Source organism: Arthrobacter sp. Y3221160, assembly GCF_059092585.1.
In genome coordinates, this window is sequence record NZ_JBNHHU010000001.1 from 2,534,922 (window position 1) to 2,552,560 (window position 17,639).

A 17,639-nucleotide genomic window follows, 5' to 3' on the forward strand; every position below is an offset into this window, starting at 1 on the left:
CGAGCTGTTCGAACAGTATGCTCACGCAACGGCGCCCGGTCTGCATCAGCAGACCGGGCGCCGTTCGCACATCATCTGCCGGTTTATAGCAGAAGATGTACAAATTTATGTTCATCTTCCGCTGCCGGAACTAGTATGGCCTTATGCCGAATGAGCTCAAGGCTGCTGCAGGTCGACGGGATGCTCAGCCGGACTTTGAGGTCCTGACCGTCGCTGAGGCTCGCGCCGCCTTGCCGGGAACGCTGCGGCACTTCCGAACCGTCCCCGGTGCGCGCCCCGTGCTCGTCGGATCCCATCGAAAACCTGATGCCGCGATCGTGCCTATCCGCCTCTACCGCAGCATGGACGCTGGCCGAGGCGGCGAATCGCTCTCGATGCTCACTTTCCTCAGGCAGCGGCGCCGGCTGATCTCCCGCCTGGCCACACTGAACCAGCTTGAAGCTGTTGCAGTCTTCGGGTCGGTGGCACGCGGAGAAGAAAAGCCGGACAGCGACGTGGATCTACTGGTCGATCCATGCGATGAGGCCAGCCTGTTCGATCTTGCGCAGTTCGCCGAGGACATGGAGCAGTTGGTCGCCGGGCCGGTGGATGTCATTTCCCGGCGCGGGCTCGATCCTCGTCGCGACGCGAGGATCCTGGCTGAAGCGGTGCCCCTGTGACACGCCTTCCGGATCGCACACAACGATGGCTGGCGGACCTGGCGGTCAACCTGGATCTGGCGGCCGGGCTCGTGAACCGGGGCCGCGAAGCGTTCGATTCCGATCCTGCGCTTCGTCTGGCCTTCGAGGCCTTGTGCAACCGTGTCGGGGACCTGTGCAAGAGGCTTGTTGCCGCGGAACCCGCGACCTTCTCCGAGCCTATCTGGCGGCAGGCGGCCAGGAACAGGGACTTCATCGTGCACCACTACGACCGCGTGGATGAACGAGCGCTGTGGGTGACGGTGTCGGTAAGTTTTCCGGAGTTGCGCGATCGCCTTGAAAGAATAGGCCGGCGGTCAGGAAGGCCAAGCACGTGATGACTGGGGGAGTATCGACCGAATATCTGGTCCGTCATCTTTGGGTCATATGATGGTTGCAGATGAAGTCCGGCGGTAAAAGGGAGAACGATGCGTGGGAAGGCTGGCGGCCTGGTCGATATAAGCATCGAACGCACAGTGGAGTGGGTCGACACGGATGCGTCGGGGCATCAGCACAATTCGGTCGTGATGCGCTGGGTTGAGGCGGCCGAGGCCGAACTGATCCGCCGCTTGGAGCTGCCCGATTACTTTCCGCAGGCTCCGCGCGTGCAGCAGGTCATTAACTACCGGGCCAAGCTGTGGTTCGGGCAGCGCGTGTCCGTGAACCTGACCGTCCAGGACATGGGGCGCACGTCCATGACCTTTAGGTTTGAGGTCCACGGGCACCCTCACGAGAAGTCGTCCGGCGGGCTGGCCGCCGACGGGACGTTCACCACCGTTTTCGTTCCCGCCGGCAGCGACAAGGCGCAGCCCTGGCCCGAGAACATTCGGACGGCGATCTGCGGCACGAGCGTCTTGGGCTAAGGGGAGAACGAACCATGCAGATTCCCACGCCGCCCCTCCGGCACCAGCAGCTGATCCTGACCATCTTTGGTTTGTACGGGCGCCGGGGAGGATCCGCCCTTCCGGTATCCGTCCTGATCGAGATGCTCGGCGACCTCGGTCACGACCCGCCAGGGGTACGCTCGGCAGTGTCGAGGCTGAAAGCCAAGGGCGTGCTCAACAGTGTGCGCAGCGGGGGAGCCGCCCGTTACGAATTGTCGCCGCGATCTGTTGAGATGGTCCGCGAAGGCGATGAACGCATCTTCAACCCGCACCCGGATGACTCGGACGATCGCTGGGTGCTGGCGATCTTCTCCGTGCCCGAATCGATGCGCGAACGCCGTCACCAGTTGCGCGCCGAATTGGCCCGGCTCGGCTTCGGCTCGATGTCGGCAGGCGTGGGGATCGCGCCGGCCGCTGTACGCGAGGGTGCCCGCAGGCGGCTCACGGAACGCGGACTGGCTGAGTACGTGGAATTTTTCACCGGAGATTACTCGGAGGAATCAAACATGCGCGACAAGGTCGCGCAGTGGTGGGACCTGGAGGCACTCGCGGGCCAGATCGACGAGTTCATGGACTACTACGGCGGGGCGTTGGCCGCTTGGACCGCCCGCGTTGGCGACGACCCTGCCGCCGCCTTGGCGGCCTCCGGTCCGGAGGCCAAGCGTGACGCCTTCCGCTACTACGTTCCGATGCTGACACTGTGGCGGCGGCTGCCGTACCGTGACCCGGGCCTGCCGTTGAAGTACCTGCCCGAGGGCTGGCGCGGACCGGAAGCCCGCGAAGTGTTTTTCGGCATTCACCGCCTCATCGGCCCGCTGGCTGAGGCGCATGCGCTCTCCCTCGTGGAATCGTCCGCGGCAGCCTGAGCCGGCACGAAAGAGGCGGACACCCTGCCCCCGGCCTAGGCCGGAACCGGTCATCTGCGGATTGGCTTCGGTGAATCGAATATCACGATAAAATTACGGCCGCAATATGTGTTGCATATCACGCGCAGCGGTGCAATGCTGAGGAACACCAGACTCATCACCACGAGATGGCGAAGAGCGCGCATCAAGGCCGGGGTTCAGCCTTGGGGCCTGAAGGAAGGGACAACGCAGTTCCAGACGGTCTCGCGCTCGTCGACTTCTCACTGACGCACCGACCCGCGCATTGCATGCGCAGAAGGAATGCAACCATGCCTGAAACATTCTCGAAGGGCCTCCGCCCGGGACGACGCACCACCGTCCTGCTGTCCAGTGCGCTCGCGATGATGCTGCTCTCGGCGTGCGGCGGCGGGAGCCTCAACACCGGCGGCGGCGGCGACGGCGGCAGCGGCGGCAAAGACGCCGGCGAAGCCGTGACGATCGGCCTCGCCGTCCCGCAGTCCGGTGTGTACGCGGGGCTCGGCGAGGACATGAAGCAGGGCTTTGAGCTCTACCTGGAGCAGGCAGGCAACAAGCTCGGCGGTCACGACGTCAAGGTGGTTTCTGCCGATGAGGGAGAGGGCCCGCAAACAGGTGTCCCGGCCGCCTCGCGCCTGGTCACGCAGGACCAGGCCGACGTCGTCGTCGGGATCGTGAACTCCGCGACTGCTCTGGGCCTCAAGGACACCTTTGTGCAGGCGAAGGTGCCGCTCATCCTGACCAACGCGGGTGCCAACGACATCACGGCCGAGCCCTCCCCCTACATCTGGCGCACGTCGTACAGCAACGGCATGGTCAGCGGGATCATCGGCAAGCACGTGGCGGAGGAAGTCGGAGACGGATCGGTCTATCTCATCACGGCCGACTATGCCGCCGGGGAAGAGCACATCTCAGCCTTCCGGGAGGAATTTGAGGCCGCCGGCGGCAAGATCGCCGGAGAGACCCGCACTCCCTTCGGCACGACCAGCGACTGGCAGCCGTACCTCAGCGAGATCCGCAATTCAGGGGCGTCTGCCGTCTTTTCTTTCTACGCCGGTGCGGAGGCCGCGAACTTTGTTCAGCAGTACTCCACCTTCGGCCTGGCGAAGGACATTCAGCTCTACGGCAACGGGTTCCTGGTAGAGGGCGACGTTTTGGAGGCCCAGGGCAAGGCCGCCCTCGGCATCCAGACCTCGCTGAACTACAGCCATACGATCGACTCCGAGCACAACAAGAAGTTTGTGGAAGCCTACAAGTCTGCGTACGGCGAAGTTCCGACGACCTACGCCATGGCGACCTACGATGCCGTCGCCGCCGTCGACGCAGCGTTGGAAGTGGCCGAGTCCGTTGACGGTCAGGGGATCGCTGCCGCGTTGGAAAAGGTGGGGGAGTTCACGGACAGCCCACGCGGCCCCTGGAGCTTCACCGAAAACCATGACCCCGACCAGCCGTACTATCTCCGCGAGGTCAAGGACGTCGACGGCACGCTCACGAACGTCGTCCTCCGAGAACTCCAGGGCTAAAGGACAACCAGACGTGGGTTGGCTTGATGCGAACGCCGCAACCATTCTCAACGGCTTGGCACTTGGCTCCGTGCTGTTCCTCATCGCCATCGGATTGTCCCTCGTCTTCGGCACGATGGATGTGCTGAACCTGGCGCACGGGGCCGTGTCGCTGGTGGGTGCCTATGTGGGAGTGGCGATGTTTGGCGCGCCGCCGGCGGCCGGGACGTTCTTGCTGGCTGTGGCCGTCGCAGCCGTGATCGGCTTTGCTGCCGGCGGCCTGCTCGCGGCGATGACGTCGCCGGTGCGGAACCATCTTCGGCAGGCGATGCTGACGCTGGGAATGGCGCTCATTGTCGCCGAACTCATCCAGGAAGTGTTCGGTGCGAACGTGCGGTCCGTACCCCCGCCGGACTTCCTCTCCAGCACGGTGACGATGCTCGGCAACCCCTACCCGGTCTATCGGCTTGCCATGGTCGGCGCGGGAATCGTCGTCGCGGTGGTCCTCTACATCGTGCTCGAGCGCACCCGCGCCGGGGCGATCGTGCGGGCCACCGTGGCGGACAGGGCCATGGTCGAGGCCATCGGGATCCGCACCAAGGTCGTGCTGACCCTGGTCTTTGGCTGCGGGGCGGCGCTGGCTGCCGTGGGTGGCCTGCTGGCCGCGCCCATCCTGGGCGCGCAGCCGGGCCTGGACGATCAGATCCTCCTTCTCGCCTTGGTCATCGTCGTCATCGGCGGCCTCGGATCCTTGCGCGGGGCCTTGCTTGGAGCGCTCGTGGTCGGACAGGTGCAGACGGTCGGAGTGGTCCTGGTCCACGAGTTTGCTACCTTCCTTCTCTTCGCAGCACTGGCGGTGGTCCTCCTGCTCCGGCCGCAGGGGCTGCTGCCGGCACGGGCAGGAGCGCACGCATGAGTCCCACGGTCACAGATTCAGGCCTCGCGACCGGGCGGGGACAGGCGCGCATGCCCTTGCTCCGCGACCCCCGGCGCACCATGCTGGAGTGCGCGATCGGGGTGGTCATCCTCCTCCTGCTCGCGGCATTGCCGTTCTTCCTGGCGCCGTATCCCCTCAGCCTGGCGGGGCGCGCGCTGGCCTTCGGCTTGCTCGTGGTCAGCGTCGACCTGGTGACCGGCGTGTTGGGCATGCCGACTCTGGGGCAGGTTGCCTACTTCGGCGCGGGCGCCTACTCCGCCGGCCTCGTGGGCATTCACTTCTCCGCGAGCGGCCTGGTCCAGGTAGTCGTGGGCATGGCCGCGGGAGCGGTGCTGGCGCTCGTGACCGGGGCCGTGGCGGTGCGCACTGCCGGAATCGTGTTCCTAATGGTCACTCTCGCGATCGGCGAGCTCGCCCACCGCGGCGCCGACTCGCTCAAAGCGGTCGGCGCGAGCAATGGGCTCAGCGGAATCCCGCCCATCAGCGTGTTCCCCGGTGGGGAGCCCTTGATCGTGCCCGGTTACGTGTATTGGTGGATCCTGGCGGTATTCGTCGTCGGTTACTGCGCGGCGATGCTCCTGAGCCGCTCGCCGCTGGGCCGCTCCATGCGTGGGGTGCGCGACGGCGAGCTTCGCCTGCGTGCCCTGGGGCAGAACACGTACGCGGTCAAGCTGCTCGCGTACACCATCGCCGGTGGTATTGCCGGTGCCGCGGGAACGGCGTGGGTTGCACAGACGCAGTTCATCTCCCCCGGCGATCTGGGCTTCGACATGGCCGCGTTCGCGCTCCTCAGCGTGGTTCTCGGCGGGGCCGGGAGCCTCTGGGGACCGGTCATCGGGGCGGCCCTGGTCATCTTCGTGCGCGACTGGCTGGGCGGGTACCTCGAGGGCCGGGGCACGCTCCTGCTCGGCATTGTCTTTGTCATAGGCGTCTACCTCCTGCCCAAGGGCGTGGCCGGCGTCCGCTGGCATCCCCTGCGACGAAAGGCAGGTGCATCACAATGACGACGGCGGACGATCCGATGCTGGAAATCCGGGACCTCACGCTCAGATTCGGCTCGCTCACCGCGGTGGACGCGGTGACGCTGAACATAGCGCGGGGCGTCCGGCACGCGCTCATCGGGCCCAACGGGGCGGGCAAGTCGACGCTGTTCGGGGTCATTGCCGGACGTCTTCGCCCCACGGACGGGCAGCTCATCTTCAACGGGCAGGACGTCACGGGGCTCAGCGAGGCCGGCCGCGCGCGCGCCGGCCTCGTCCGGACGTTCCAGCATTCCAGCCTCTTCCTCAACATGAGCGTGCTGGACAACGTGCGCCTCGCGGTGGAGCGGGCCACGAGCCGGCCCAAGCGTCCCTGGCCGAGCCTTGGCGCCGACCGTGCCGTGACCGATGCCGCCATGGCACATCTGGAAAACGTGGGGCTCCTTGACCGGGCCACCTCGATGTGCGGCGCGCTGTCCCACGGCGAACGGCGTCAGGTCGAGGTGGCCATGGTGCTGGCGTGCGAACCCAAGATGGTCCTCTTCGATGAGCCGACGGCCGGAATGTCCGTGGCGGAGACTAACCGCTTTGCCGAAATCGTGGAATCGTTACCGAGAGAGGTGACCGTGGTCGTCGTCGAGCATGACTTGGACATCGTCTTCCGTCTGGCCGAGCGCGTCAGCGTGCTGGCGGCCGGCAGGCTTATCGCCGATGGCACGCCGGAGGAAGTGCGAACCAGCGATGCCGTGCAGGAGGCCTACCTCGGGCGCACGCAAAGCGTAGACCTCTTCGAGGCGACGCCATGAGCGGGCGGCCGCTGTTGGAGGTCGAGGACCTGGTGTCCGGCTACGCCGGCAGCCGGGTGCTCGGAGGGGTATCGCTGTCGGTCGACTCGGGCGAGGCGGTGGCCCTGCTCGGCCGCAACGGCGCCGGGAAGACCACCCTGGTCGAAACCATCATGGGGATGGTGGGCGCCAAGGGCGGCCACGTCCGTGTCGACGGAAAAGATGTCACCGCGAAGGCTCCGCATGTGCTCTCACGGGCGGGTGTGGGGATAGTGCCGCAGGGGCGGCGCGTCTTCGCGCCGCTGACCGTGGAAGAAAACCTCGAGATTGCGCTGCACAAGCGTTCCGGGGACTGGACGATTGAGCGGGTCTACGAGCTCATGCCGCGGCTCCGCGAACGCCGGACGAACCTCGGCTCGCAGCTCTCCGGCGGGGAGCAGCAGATGCTTGCCATCGGACGGGCGCTGCTGGGCTCGCCCCGGCTGATGCTCCTCGATGAGCCCTCGGACGGATTGGCCCCCGCGGTGGTCGAGCAGGTGGGGAACATCATCCTGGACCTGGCCGGTACCGGCATGGCGATCCTGCTGGTCGAGCAGGACCTGCGGCTGGCTTTCACGGTGTCCGACCGGCTCGCGGTCATGCGCAAGGGAGAGATCGTTCACGAGAGCAGCGTGGCGGACTTCCGGCGGAACGAGCCGCTGGCGCGGACCCTCCTGGGCGTGGCGTAACCGTTACGCAACGGCGGCAGTCGATCCGGGGAAACCACGGACCGGCTGCCGCCGTTGTTCGTACCTCGGCGCGCCGCCACGCGCTTTGGTCACCGGTTGGGGATGACGGCAATTCCCTGGATCTCGATGAGGGCTTCCTTCTGCCACAGGCGGGAGACGCCGATGCCGGCCATCGCCGGGTATTCGGTGCCGGCCATTTCGCGCCAGAGCCGGCCGATCTCCCGGCCGTTGGCCAGGTAGTCGTCCACATCCGTCAGGTAGATGGTGACGCTGACCAGGTCTTCGGGGCGGCCGCCGGCCTCTACCAGGGTGGCCAGCACATTCGAGAATGCCTGCTTGAACTGTTCCACGATGCCGCCGGGGACAATCTTCATGTCCTTGTCCAGGGCGGTCTGGCCGCCCAGGTAGACCGTGTTTCCGGCCAGGACGCCGTGCGCGTAGCCGGAAGGCTTGGGCAGTGACGCGGGGTTGATGGTGCGGTTTCCGACGGCTGTCTCGTTGCTCATGTGCTCTCTCTCCTTGGCGATGGGGATGCCGGTCTCACTCGTTGGAAAAAACTCTGGTGCAGATCGTTCCGATCGTGTAGGTTGAGCATATGTGACGGCCGTAAAAAAGTCGACACATGAAATTCAAAGGAGAATCCGCATGAAACTGGCCACCCTGCGAACCGGCCCCGAGAGCACGACCGCCGCCGTCCAGCTGGCGGACGGCGCATACCTGCCGTTGCCCGCATCCCATGTGGGAGCCCTGCTGGCGGACCCTGATTGGCGGGCACGCGCAGAGGAAGCGGTGCGCACCGCCGCGAGCACCGCCGTCGTCAGCGTTTCCGACGCGGAACTGGCTCCGGTGGTGCCCCGCCCGGGCAAGGTGATCTGCTGCGGACTGAACTACGGCGACCACATCCAGGAAATGGGCCGCGACCTGCCCGAGTACCCCACGCTGTTCGCCAAGTTCGCGGACACCCTGGCCGGACCGGCGGACGAACTGACCGTCACCGGGAGCGACAGCGTGGACTGGGAGGCCGAACTGGCCGTGGTCGTCGGAACCGTCCTGACCCGTGCCGACGAGGACCAGGCCGCGGCCGCCATCGCCGGCTACACGGTGGCCAACGACCTCTCGATGCGGGACTGGCAACGCCGGACCCTGCAGTGGTTCCAGGGCAAGGCCTTTGACGCGACCACCCCGCTCGGTCCCGTGCTGGTCACGCCGGACGAGGTCGACGGGACCGCAGTGAACATCCGCGGCTACGTCAACGGCGAGCTGGTGCAGCGCGACCACACCGGCACCTTGGTATTCGGGCCCGCCCGGCTGCTGTCCTACATCTCGCAGTTCACCACGCTGCGCCCGGGCGACGTGGTCCTGACCGGCACCCCTGGGGGAGTGGGCATGGGCATGACCCCGCCGCGTTTCCTGGCCGACGGCGACGTGCTCGTCACCGAGATCGACGGCATCGGGCGGCTGGAGAACCGCGTCCGGATCCAGCCGGCCGGCATCACGCAACAGCCCGCACCGCAACTCAGCGGAACAACGACGGCGGAGCCCGCCACACGCGCATAACGCACCATTCCAACCCCTTGAGAAGGAGAACCATCATGACTGATGCGACCACGGAATACCGCACCGAAGGTGACAACTCGATCTACGCGGGGGCCGACGGCAAGGTCGTCCCGGTTGTCACCCGCGCGGGGGACGAGGACACCAACACTGCCCAGTCCGGTGACTGCGTCCGGGTTTCGGGTGTTTCCATCCAGCACACCCCGGCCACCAAGATCTGGTTTGGGCAGGTCTCCAACGTCCCGGGCTACCGCTCACTGCCGCACCACCACGGCGAGGCGGAGACCGGCGGTTACGTACTGCGCGGCCACGGCCGGATCTACTTCGGCGAAAACTACTCCGAATACCTGGACATGAAGGCCGGGGACTGGGTCTTCGTTCCCCCGTTCATGCCGCACGTGGAAGCAAACATGTCCGTCACCGAAGAGCTCGTCTGGCTGACCACGCGCACGCCGGAGAACATCGTGGTCAACCTGGACGAGGTCCCGGACGAAACGCTGGAAGGATACCGCCGGGCATGAACGCCGCAAGCGCCTCCGAAACCCAGGTTCCCACGGCCGAGACGTTCCTGAACGCCGTCGAACTGACGGCCGTCGAACCGCAGATCCACGACGAGGCCTACGAGGCCACGACCCAGTACGTGCCGTGGCCCAAGGCGTACGGCGGCGACATGGTCGCCCAGGCCGCCGCGGCCATGATGCGTTCGGTGACCGATGACCGGCAGCTGCACTCGATGCACAGCTATTTCATGCGGCCGGTGGATATCGGCGCCGTCGTCCGTTACGAGGTGGAGAAGCTGCGCGATGGCCGCGGCTATTCCACTCGCAGCGTGCGCGGCTGGCAGGGCGGCAAGACCGTCTACGCCGCCATGGGTTCCTTCCACGTGCCCGAAGAAGGCCCGGAGTTCCAGCCGCAGATGCCCGCCACCGTCGACCCCGACTCGCTGCGCAGCGCCACCGAGGTCCTGGCAGGTGTCGAGGGCGACGCCGCAGCCTACTGGTCCAATGGCCGCAGTTTCGACATGCGGCACGTTCCCGGCCCGGTGTACGTGCGCGTTGAGGGCGAGCAGGTGCCGCAGCAGGCGGTGTGGGTGAAGGCGTTCACGAAGCTGCCCGACCAGGCCGACGACCGCGCGACCCGGGACTTGCACCGCACCGCGCTCGCCTACGTCTGCGACTACACCATCCTTGAGCCGATCCTGCGGGCGCAGGGCCATTACTGGGCCGAGCCGGGACTGGTCACCGCCAGCCTGGACCACTCCATGTGGTTCCACCGCGACGGCCGTGCCGACGACTGGGTGTTGTATGCCCAGGAAGCCGTTTCCGGCCAGCACAACCGGGGCCTGGCCACCGGCCGGTTCTTCGACCGCGAAGGACGGCTGCTGGCCACCGTGGCACAAGAAGGCATGATCCGTTCCGCACGCTGAGCCCTGAGCTTTCATCAGGGCCACCGGAAGTTGCCGGGCTCAGCGCCGTCCATCTCACCCACCGAAAGGAACGCCATGGAACTGTCCCCGTCGGCACATGTGGACTCGTTCACGCGCGACCACCTGCCGCCCGCCGAGCAGTGGCCGGTCTTCGAATTCACCCTCCCCGAACTCCAGTACCCCGACCGTCTCAATGCCGCGACGGTTTTGATCAGCGACTCCGCCGCCGAATTCGGCGGCGACCGGCAGGCCCTGCTCACTCCGGACGGGGAGGTGTGGACGTACGGCCAACTGCTGCAGCGTGCCAACCAGGTCGCCCAGGTGCTCACGGAGGACTTCGGCGTTGTCCCGGGCAACCGCGTCTTGCTGCGCGGTCCGAACAATCCCTGGCTGGTCGCCGCCTGGCTGGGCGTGCTCAAGGCCGGTGCCGTCGTCGTCACCACCATGCCCGTGCTGCGCTCCAACGAAGTGGCCACCATCTGCCGCCTGACCCAACCGGCCGTGGCGATCAGCGACTTCCGCTTTTTGGAAGGCATGGCCGAGGCGGTGGGGGAGGGCACCGCCGTCGTCGCCTATGGATCGGACGACGCCGACGACCTCACCGTTCGCTGCGCCGCCAAGAGCGGAGAGTTCGACGACGTGGCGACCGCCGCGGACGACGTGGCCCTGCTCGGGCCGACCTCGGGCACCACCGGCACGCCCAAAATCACCATGCACTTCCACCGCGACATCCTCGCGAACGCCGACACGTTTGCCCGCCACATCCTGCGGCCGACCGCGGACGACGTGTTCGCCGGCTCGCCGCCGCTGGCCTTCACGTTCGGGCTGGGCGGACTGGTGGTCTTCCCGTTGCGGTTCGGCGCCTCGGCACTCCTGACGGAACGATCCACCCCCGTGCAACTGGCCGAACAGTCGGCCGCAGCCGGGGCCACGGTGCTGTTCACCGCACCCACCGCCTACCGCGCCATCTTGAAGGAAGGCCGGGCCGACCTGCTGCGCGGACTGCGCATCGCGGTCTCTGCCGGCGAGCACCTGCCGAAGGAGACCTGGGAGGCCGTGCACGAGGCCACCGGGCTCGCCCTGGTCAACGGGATCGGCGCCACGGAAATGCTGCATGTGTTCATCTCCGCCGCCGGGGACAACATCCGGCCCGGGGCCACCGGCGTGGCCGTCCCCGGCTACCGGGCCACGGTGCTGGACGAGGACGGCAACGAGTCGCCGGTGAACCAGCCGGGCCGGCTCGCGGTGATCGGCCCGACCGGCTGCCGCTACCTGGATGACCCGCGGCAGGCCAACTACGTGCAGAACGGCTGGAACATCACCGGCGACACGTTCCTGCGCGACGAGGAAGGCTACTTCGTCTACCAGGCACGGTCGGACAACATGATCGTCTCCTCCGGCTACAACATCGGTGCCCCCGAGGTGGAGGCGGCGATCGACCAGCATCCGGACGTGATGGAGAACGCCGTCGTCGGACGTCCCGACGAGGAGCGCGGCAGCGTGGTCTGCGCTTTCATCGTGCTGCGCGACGGCGTCGTCGGCGACGATGCCAAGCGCAAGGACATCCAGGACTTCGTCAAGAAGACCATCGCGCCCTACAAATACCCGCGGGATGTGCGGTTCGTGACCGAGCTGCCGCGCAATCCGAGCGGAAAACTCCAGCACTTCAAACTGCGTGAGCAGGTCGGCCGTCAGGAAACCGACCTCGCCGGCAGCACGGCGTAGACAGACCTTAAGGACAACTGACATGAAAATCGCAATCGTTGGAGGCGGCCCCGGCGGCCTCTACTTCGCGGCCCTGATGAAGCAACTGGACCCGGCACACGAAGTGACCGTCTGGGAGCGCAACGCGGCCAGCGACACCTTCGGCTTCGGCGTCGTGTTCTCGGACGAGACGCTGGGCGGCATCGGCAACGCCGACCCGGTGGTGGCCGAGTACATGAGCCGCCGCTTTGCCCGCTGGGCCGACATCGACATCCACTACCAGGGCGAGACGGTCACCGTTGGCGGCCAGGGCTTCGCCGCGATGAGCCGCAAGGAACTGCTGGAACTGCTGCAGCGCCGCTGCGCGGAGCTCGGCGTGGATGTGCGCTTCTCCACGCTGGCCCCGCCGGTGGAGGAACTTGAGGCCGGCTACGACCTGGTGCTGGCGGCCGACGGGGTGAACTCGCAGATCCGCTCCAAGTACGCCGCATCCTTCGGGCCGGAGCTCGACCCGCGGCCGAACAAGTTCATGTGGCTGGGCACGGACCTGGTGTTCGAGGCCTTCAAGTTCTTCATCAAGGAGACGGAGCACGGGGTCATGCAGATCCACGGCTACCCCTACTCCGACGAGGGATCCACGTTCATCGTTGAGATGCCGGAGGACACGTGGCGGGCCGCCGGTTTCGACGAGACCGAGAGCGAGGTGTTTCCGCCGGGCGTCTCGGATGAGAAGGCGATCGCGAAGATCCGCAGCATCTTTGCCGACGAACTCCAGGGCCACAAGGTGCTGGCCAACAACTCCAAGTGGCTGAACTTCACCACTGTCCGCAACACCAGCTGGCGGCACGAAAACGTGGTGCTGCTGGGCGACGCGGCACACACCGCGCACTTCTCCATCGGCTCCGGCACGAAGCTCGCCATGGAGGACGCCCTGGCGCTGGCCGCCTGCCTGCACGAACACCCGGACCTGGAGACGGCGCTCGAGGCCTACGAGACCGAGCGGCGCCCGGTGGTCGAATCCACCCAGCGCGCCGCACAGGCATCGCTGGAGTGGTTCGAGCGCGTGGGGCAGTACACCGGCCAGGACCCGGTCCAGTTCAGCTTCAACCTGCTCACCCGCAGCCGACGCATTACCCAGGACAACCTGCGGCTGCGCGATCCCGAGTTCGCCCAGCAGGTGGAAGAGCACTTCGCCGCCTCGCAGGGCCTCGACTCTGTCGCGCCGGCCATGTTCCAGCCGTACCGTATCGGCGGGCTGGAGCTGAAGAACCGCATCGTGGTCTCGCCCATGGACATGTACTCCGCCGTCGACGGGATGCCCACCGACTTCCACAAGGTGCACCTGGGCAGCAAGGCGATGGGCGGCGCCGGACTGGTCATGACCGAGATGGTCTGCGTCTCGGAGGAAGGCCGCATCACCCCGGGCGACACCGGGCTGTACACGGACGAACAGGGCGAGGCCTGGGGAAGCATCGTCGAGTTTGTCCACGGCCACTCCCCGGCCAAGATCGGTGCCCAGATCGGCCACGCCGGCCGCAAGGCGTCCACCAAGCTGATGTGGGAAGGCATCGACCAGCCGCTGGAGACGGGCAACTGGGAAGTGATTGGCCCGTCGCCGCTGCCCTACGGGCCGGACAACCAGGTCCCTCGGGAGATGGACCGGGCCCACATGGACAAGGTGGTCGCGGACTTCGTCGCGGCCGCGCGGCGGGCGGAGGAGGCCGGGTTCGACCTGTTGGAGGTGCACGCGGCGCACGGCTACCTGCTCTCCTCCTTCCTGTCCCCGGTGGCCAACCAGCGGACCGATGAGTACGGCGGAAGCGTGGACAACCGCCTGCGCTTCCCGCTCGAGGTCTTCGACGCCGTCCGGGCGGCCTGGCCGGCCGACAAGCCTCTGACCGTGCGCATCTCCGCGACCGACTGGATCGAGGGCGGCAATACCTTGGACGACGCGGTCCAGATCGCCAAGGCCTTCGCGGCCCACGGCGCGGACGGGATCGACGTCTCCACCGGCCAGATTGCCAAGGGCGAGAAGCCGCGGTTCGGCCGCAGCTACCAGACCCCGTACGCGGACCGGATCCGGCAGGAAGTGGCCGTTCCGGCAGGGATCGCGGTCATCGCGGTAGGGGCGATCTCCTCCTACGACGATGCCAATTCGATCCTGCTGGCCGGCAGGGCCGACCTGATCGCCCTGGGACGCACCCACCTCTACGACCCGCACTGGACGCTGCACGCAGCTGCCGAGCAAGACTACCGGGGCGACGGCTTGGCCTGGGTCCCGCAGTTCCGCGCCGGCCGGCGGAAGCCGCCGAGCGCCCGGACCGACGCCGTCCGCCCGCGCCTGTCCCTGCTGCAGGAAACCGACGACCCGACCGCTAATGCACACTTGCGGTGGAAGCCGGTGCGGCCGGAGGAGCCGGCCTTCGCGCGGTAACTACTAGTCCAATGTAGCTAGCGGTAACGCCCGGCCCTGCAATCGCAGGGCCGGGCCCCCTCGTATGATCTTGTTTGGAGTGCCCATGCTGCCCCTTTTCGGTACGTGGTCCCGCAGGGCTGCGATGTCTCCGCGAATCGCCTTCTGGCTGCAAGCCACTGTGCTAATTGTTCTACTGGCAGCTTCCAGCGCCCCCACACCGCTGTATCCGATCTACCAATCCTTGTGGGGGTTTCCGCCCGTAGTGCTCACTGTTGTGTTCGCCGTTTACGCTTTGGCGTTGTTGGCGGCCCTTCTGACCCTCGGATCGCTCTCCGATTACGTTGGCCGGCGACCCGTCCTCCTCATGGCCCTGACCGTAGAGATTGTCTCGATGCTGGTTTTCGCGCTGGCTGAAAATGCAGCCGTCCTCGTTATTGCCCGCATTATTCAGGGGCTTGCGACCGGGGCCGCCATCGGGACGATCGGAGCGTATTTGATTGAACTCGAACCCACCGTCCGCAAGGGCTTGGGAACCGTACTCAACAGTGCCGGGCCAGCCCTTGGTTTGGCCGTCGGGGCCGTCTCTTCGGGCCTGATTGTGGCCGCAGCCCCCGCGGCGATCCATATGGTCTACCTGATTCTTGTGGCACTGCTTGTTCTCCAAACGATTGGAACCGCATTTTCTCCGGAGACAGTCATCAGGCGTGCGGGCGGGTTGAAGTCGCTTTGGCCCCGCGTCAGTTTTCCAGCAGCCGTCCGCCAGCCGGCTCTGTGGGTGATGCCGGCCGCCGTGGCGGTTTGGGCGCTCTGCGGATTGATTCTTTCCCTAGGCCCGAGTGTTGTCCGGTCAATGACGGGGCAGGAGTCCATTGTGCTCACAGGACTGATTGTCGCGGCGTTGGCTGGCACCGGCGGATTGACAATAGTGCTGTTCGGCCGGACTCTGCCGGCTAGGACGCTGACCCTGGGCATGGTGGCTCTGTTGGCGGGCATGGCAGGAACTCTGGCCGCTGCCGCGGCGGACGCCGTTGAACTTTACTTCATTGCCACCATCGTGGCAGGTGTTGGATTCGGCGCCGGCTTTTTAGGGGTCATGCGCACTCTGCTGCCCCTTGCCCGGGCTTCTGAAAGAGCTGGGCTGATCTCGGCGATCTATGTGGTCAGCTATCTGGCCCTGAGCGTTCCGTCCGTAGTCGCGGGCGGCATCGCCGGAGCAGCCGGCCTTATCCCGACGCTGATTGGATACACCGGTGCGGTTATGGTTCTGGCATTGTTCGTGCTGGCAGGTCTTCTGCTAAGACGGCGCGTCGAAGTAGCTGACGCTGCTGAATGGGACGCCGAACTCGTGTAAGCAGAAGTGGGAGATTGCGTCCAAAGACGTTACTGATCGCCGATGCAGCGCTCACCCCCGTGAAAAATGTCCGTCTCTAGCAGGCGCAGATCCTGCGGTCTATCGATGTCCAGCCCGGTCCCGAGGTCGGTGCAGTCCACATAGTCCACCACGTCTGGATTTTGCCGTAGGAACGTTCTCGCGCCCACATCACCGTAAGCCTCCACGGCGGCATCCCGTGCCAAATTGGCGTCGAAAAGGACCGGGTGGCCGGGTTTTCCCTGATAGAGCGGCACCGCAACCCGGCCACTGCCATGTTCGCTTCTAAGCCGGTCGATGGCCTGCCTTGAAATCCCCGGCTGATCCACCACCGAAACGAGGAGATCCCCCTCCAATGGAGCGGCTGCCGTGACCCCTTGACGAAACGAACTGGCCATGCCCTTGGCCCATTCGTCATTCACAAGCACGTGAATGCCCAGTAGGTTCGCTGTCTGCAGTACTTCGTCAGCTTTCCAGCCCAAAACCGCTGTGACCGGAAAACATCCCGCTTCCTGCAGGGTTCGTGCAAGCCGATCGATGAGGTATTCCCCCCGATATACGAGGAGGGCTTTGGTGAGGCTTCCGAGCCGCGCTCCGCCTCCTGCGGCCAGGATCAAACCCGACAGTTGGCGCTGCCTCATTGTTTGTTCCAACCCGCGGTTGAGCCCCGGAGCGGGCCGGAGAGCCGGGGAAAGTCCATCGGCAGGCGCACTACTCCGCAGCAGCCTGAGCCTGTTTAGGGGAAGATCCATACTCGAAGCGGTCGCTGATTTGGGCTGTTGCTTGCCTTAGCATATGTGCGATTTGCGGGATTTGTGTGGACTGAAAGCGGGAAGCAGGAACGGCTACCGTCAGCGCGCCGAGAACCTCACCCCGTGGGCCATAGATCGCCGATCCGATTCCGATGATTCCCGACTCCGATTCTTCGAAGTTCGTCCCGTATCCGGCAGAGCGGGTTTCGCGAAGGTTTTCGATCACATCACTGACCGTCTCGATGTCGCTCGTCGGCCAGCTTGGAACACCGTCCATATAGAGGTGCTCTATATCGGTGTCGCTCAGTTGCGCCAGAAGCGCCTTGCCGCCAGCAGAAGCAAAAGCCGGGATCTGTACGCCGAACCGGCAGCTGACTCTCAACAGGTTTTCACCCTCTACGCCGTCGACAAACTCGATGTTGCCCCCGCGTTGGATGGCCAGCTGTACGGTCTCCTGCAATGACTGGGCCAGAGACATCATTGACGGCCGCGCGATTTCCCGCAGACGCGCCACGGTAATCGGATCCGCACTATCGTTCGCGATTTCCCGACCGGGCCTGTAACGCCGGTCCTGCATCTGCTCCGCGAAATGGCGCTGCACCAGGGTCGTGAGCAGACGGTGTGCCGTACTCGGGGCGACCGCCAGATGTTCGGCAGCATCTTTGACCGATACTGTGCCGGCCTCCCGCAAATACACGATGAGCTGAAGCGCCCGGTCCACGCTCTCGTTCAATAGCGGCGCCTCCGGCTTATTTCGCATGCTCGAATTCTTGCACACTCAGGAGCGCCTAGTCGAACATAATGACCGAAATCTATCGAAATATGTTGACGCACGTCACACTCTCCACCATACTTGAGAGGGATTCGCCGGAACAGAATAATTAGGCAAACATTCGCCTCAGCGAAATATCGGAGTAATGACGCTCCGGCGGCAGAGGTCGTTTTGTAGCAAGGGTTCGAACGCGGCAGCGCAGCAGCGCTGCTGGCGAGTCTTCAATCATCGCGGATCGGCTTCGCAACTTCATTCACCCACTCAGGGAGGAC

The 17,639-nt window shown here is 65.6% G+C and carries 18 protein-coding genes; 15 read left to right on the plus strand and 3 right to left on the minus strand.

Annotation, left to right across the window (positions count from 1 at the left end):
- Positions 1-143: 143 nt before the first annotated feature.
- From AC5RWG_RS11820 to AC5RWG_RS11860, 9 genes are all read left to right on the plus strand, one after another.
- Positions 144-659, plus strand: coding sequence for a nucleotidyltransferase family protein (locus tag AC5RWG_RS11820; protein WP_494167006.1), 516 nt, complete (start codon positions 144-146; stop codon positions 657-659).
- Positions 656-1,015: a HepT-like ribonuclease domain-containing protein gene (locus AC5RWG_RS11825; RefSeq protein ID WP_494167007.1), complete on the plus strand. Its 360-nt coding sequence runs from the start codon at positions 656-658 to the stop codon at positions 1,013-1,015. The genes AC5RWG_RS11820 and AC5RWG_RS11825 overlap by 4 nt, the downstream gene beginning before the upstream one ends.
- Positions 1,016-1,105: 90 nt before the next feature.
- Positions 1,106-1,540, plus strand: a complete 435-nt coding sequence (locus AC5RWG_RS11830) for an acyl-CoA thioesterase (protein WP_494024478.1) — start codon at positions 1,106-1,108, stop codon at positions 1,538-1,540.
- 14 nt (positions 1,541-1,554) lie between these two features.
- Positions 1,555-2,427 carry a PaaX family transcriptional regulator gene (locus AC5RWG_RS11835; protein WP_494048977.1) on the plus strand — a complete coding sequence of 291 codons (873 nt, stop codon included), beginning with the start codon at positions 1,555-1,557 and terminating at the stop codon, positions 2,425-2,427.
- Positions 2,428-2,735: 308 nt separating this feature from the next.
- Positions 2,736-3,965, plus strand: a complete 1,230-nt coding sequence (locus AC5RWG_RS11840) for an ABC transporter substrate-binding protein (protein ID WP_494167008.1) — start codon at positions 2,736-2,738, stop codon at positions 3,963-3,965.
- A gap of 13 nt (positions 3,966-3,978) precedes the next feature.
- Positions 3,979-4,860 (plus strand): branched-chain amino acid ABC transporter permease, encoded by an 882-nt coding sequence (locus AC5RWG_RS11845; RefSeq protein WP_494048975.1) that lies wholly within the window; start codon positions 3,979-3,981, stop codon positions 4,858-4,860.
- Complete coding sequence (locus tag AC5RWG_RS11850; protein WP_494048974.1) at positions 4,857-5,885, plus strand: branched-chain amino acid ABC transporter permease; 1,029 nt, start codon at positions 4,857-4,859, stop codon at positions 5,883-5,885. The genes AC5RWG_RS11845 and AC5RWG_RS11850 overlap by 4 nt, the downstream gene beginning before the upstream one ends.
- The gene (locus AC5RWG_RS11855; RefSeq protein WP_494048973.1) at positions 5,882-6,667 is read left to right on the plus strand and encodes an ABC transporter ATP-binding protein; all 786 of its coding nucleotides are present in this window, start codon (positions 5,882-5,884) and stop codon (positions 6,665-6,667) included. The genes AC5RWG_RS11850 and AC5RWG_RS11855 overlap by 4 nt, the downstream gene beginning before the upstream one ends.
- A complete protein-coding gene (locus AC5RWG_RS11860; RefSeq protein ID WP_494024745.1) occupies positions 6,664-7,374 on the plus strand; it encodes an ABC transporter ATP-binding protein in 711 nt (236 codons plus the stop codon). The genes AC5RWG_RS11855 and AC5RWG_RS11860 overlap by 4 nt, the downstream gene beginning before the upstream one ends.
- 89 nt (positions 7,375-7,463) lie before the next feature.
- Here the strand turns inward: AC5RWG_RS11860 and AC5RWG_RS11865 are convergent, their stop codons facing one another.
- A complete protein-coding gene (locus AC5RWG_RS11865; RefSeq protein WP_494048972.1) occupies positions 7,464-7,880 on the minus strand; it encodes a RidA family protein in 417 nt (138 codons plus the stop codon).
- A gap of 139 nt (positions 7,881-8,019) precedes the next feature.
- On the opposite strand from AC5RWG_RS11865, the gene AC5RWG_RS11870 reads away from it, so the two are divergent.
- The 6 genes from AC5RWG_RS11870 to AC5RWG_RS11895 all read left to right on the plus strand — a co-directional run bounded on the left by AC5RWG_RS11870 (position 8,020) and on the right by AC5RWG_RS11895 (position 15,825).
- A complete protein-coding gene (locus tag AC5RWG_RS11870; protein ID WP_494167009.1) occupies positions 8,020-8,931 on the plus strand; it encodes a fumarylacetoacetate hydrolase family protein in 912 nt (303 codons plus the stop codon).
- Positions 8,932-8,966: 35 nt separating this feature from the next.
- Positions 8,967-9,449, plus strand: a complete 483-nt coding sequence (locus AC5RWG_RS11875) for a cupin domain-containing protein (RefSeq protein WP_494013197.1) — start codon at positions 8,967-8,969, stop codon at positions 9,447-9,449.
- Positions 9,446-10,354 carry an acyl-CoA thioesterase gene (locus AC5RWG_RS11880; RefSeq protein ID WP_494167010.1) on the plus strand — a complete coding sequence of 303 codons (909 nt, stop codon included), beginning with the start codon at positions 9,446-9,448 and terminating at the stop codon, positions 10,352-10,354. Before AC5RWG_RS11875 ends, AC5RWG_RS11880 begins: the two co-directional genes overlap by 4 nt.
- A 75-nt stretch (positions 10,355-10,429) precedes the next feature.
- Complete coding sequence (locus AC5RWG_RS11885) at positions 10,430-12,079, plus strand: AMP-binding protein (RefSeq protein WP_494167011.1); 1,650 nt, start codon at positions 10,430-10,432, stop codon at positions 12,077-12,079.
- Between the two features lie 22 nt (positions 12,080-12,101).
- The gene (locus tag AC5RWG_RS11890; protein WP_494167012.1) at positions 12,102-14,492 is read left to right on the plus strand and encodes a bifunctional salicylyl-CoA 5-hydroxylase/oxidoreductase; all 2,391 of its coding nucleotides are present in this window, start codon (positions 12,102-12,104) and stop codon (positions 14,490-14,492) included.
- A gap of 124 nt (positions 14,493-14,616) precedes the next feature.
- Positions 14,617-15,825, plus strand: coding sequence for an MFS transporter (locus tag AC5RWG_RS11895; protein ID WP_494167121.1), 1,209 nt, complete (start codon positions 14,617-14,619; stop codon positions 15,823-15,825).
- 29 nt (positions 15,826-15,854) lie between these two features.
- On the opposite strand, the gene AC5RWG_RS11900 is transcribed toward AC5RWG_RS11895, so the two are convergent.
- Together AC5RWG_RS11900 and AC5RWG_RS11905 are read right to left on the minus strand one after the other, a co-directional pair.
- The gene (locus tag AC5RWG_RS11900) at positions 15,855-16,484 is read right to left on the minus strand and encodes a nucleotidyltransferase family protein (RefSeq protein WP_494157429.1); all 630 of its coding nucleotides are present in this window, start codon (positions 16,482-16,484) and stop codon (positions 15,855-15,857) included.
- Between the two features lie 70 nt (positions 16,485-16,554).
- Positions 16,555-17,355: an IclR family transcriptional regulator gene (locus AC5RWG_RS11905; protein WP_494157430.1), complete on the minus strand. Its 801-nt coding sequence runs from the start codon at positions 17,353-17,355 to the stop codon at positions 16,555-16,557.
- Positions 17,356-17,639 lie beyond the last annotated feature (284 nt).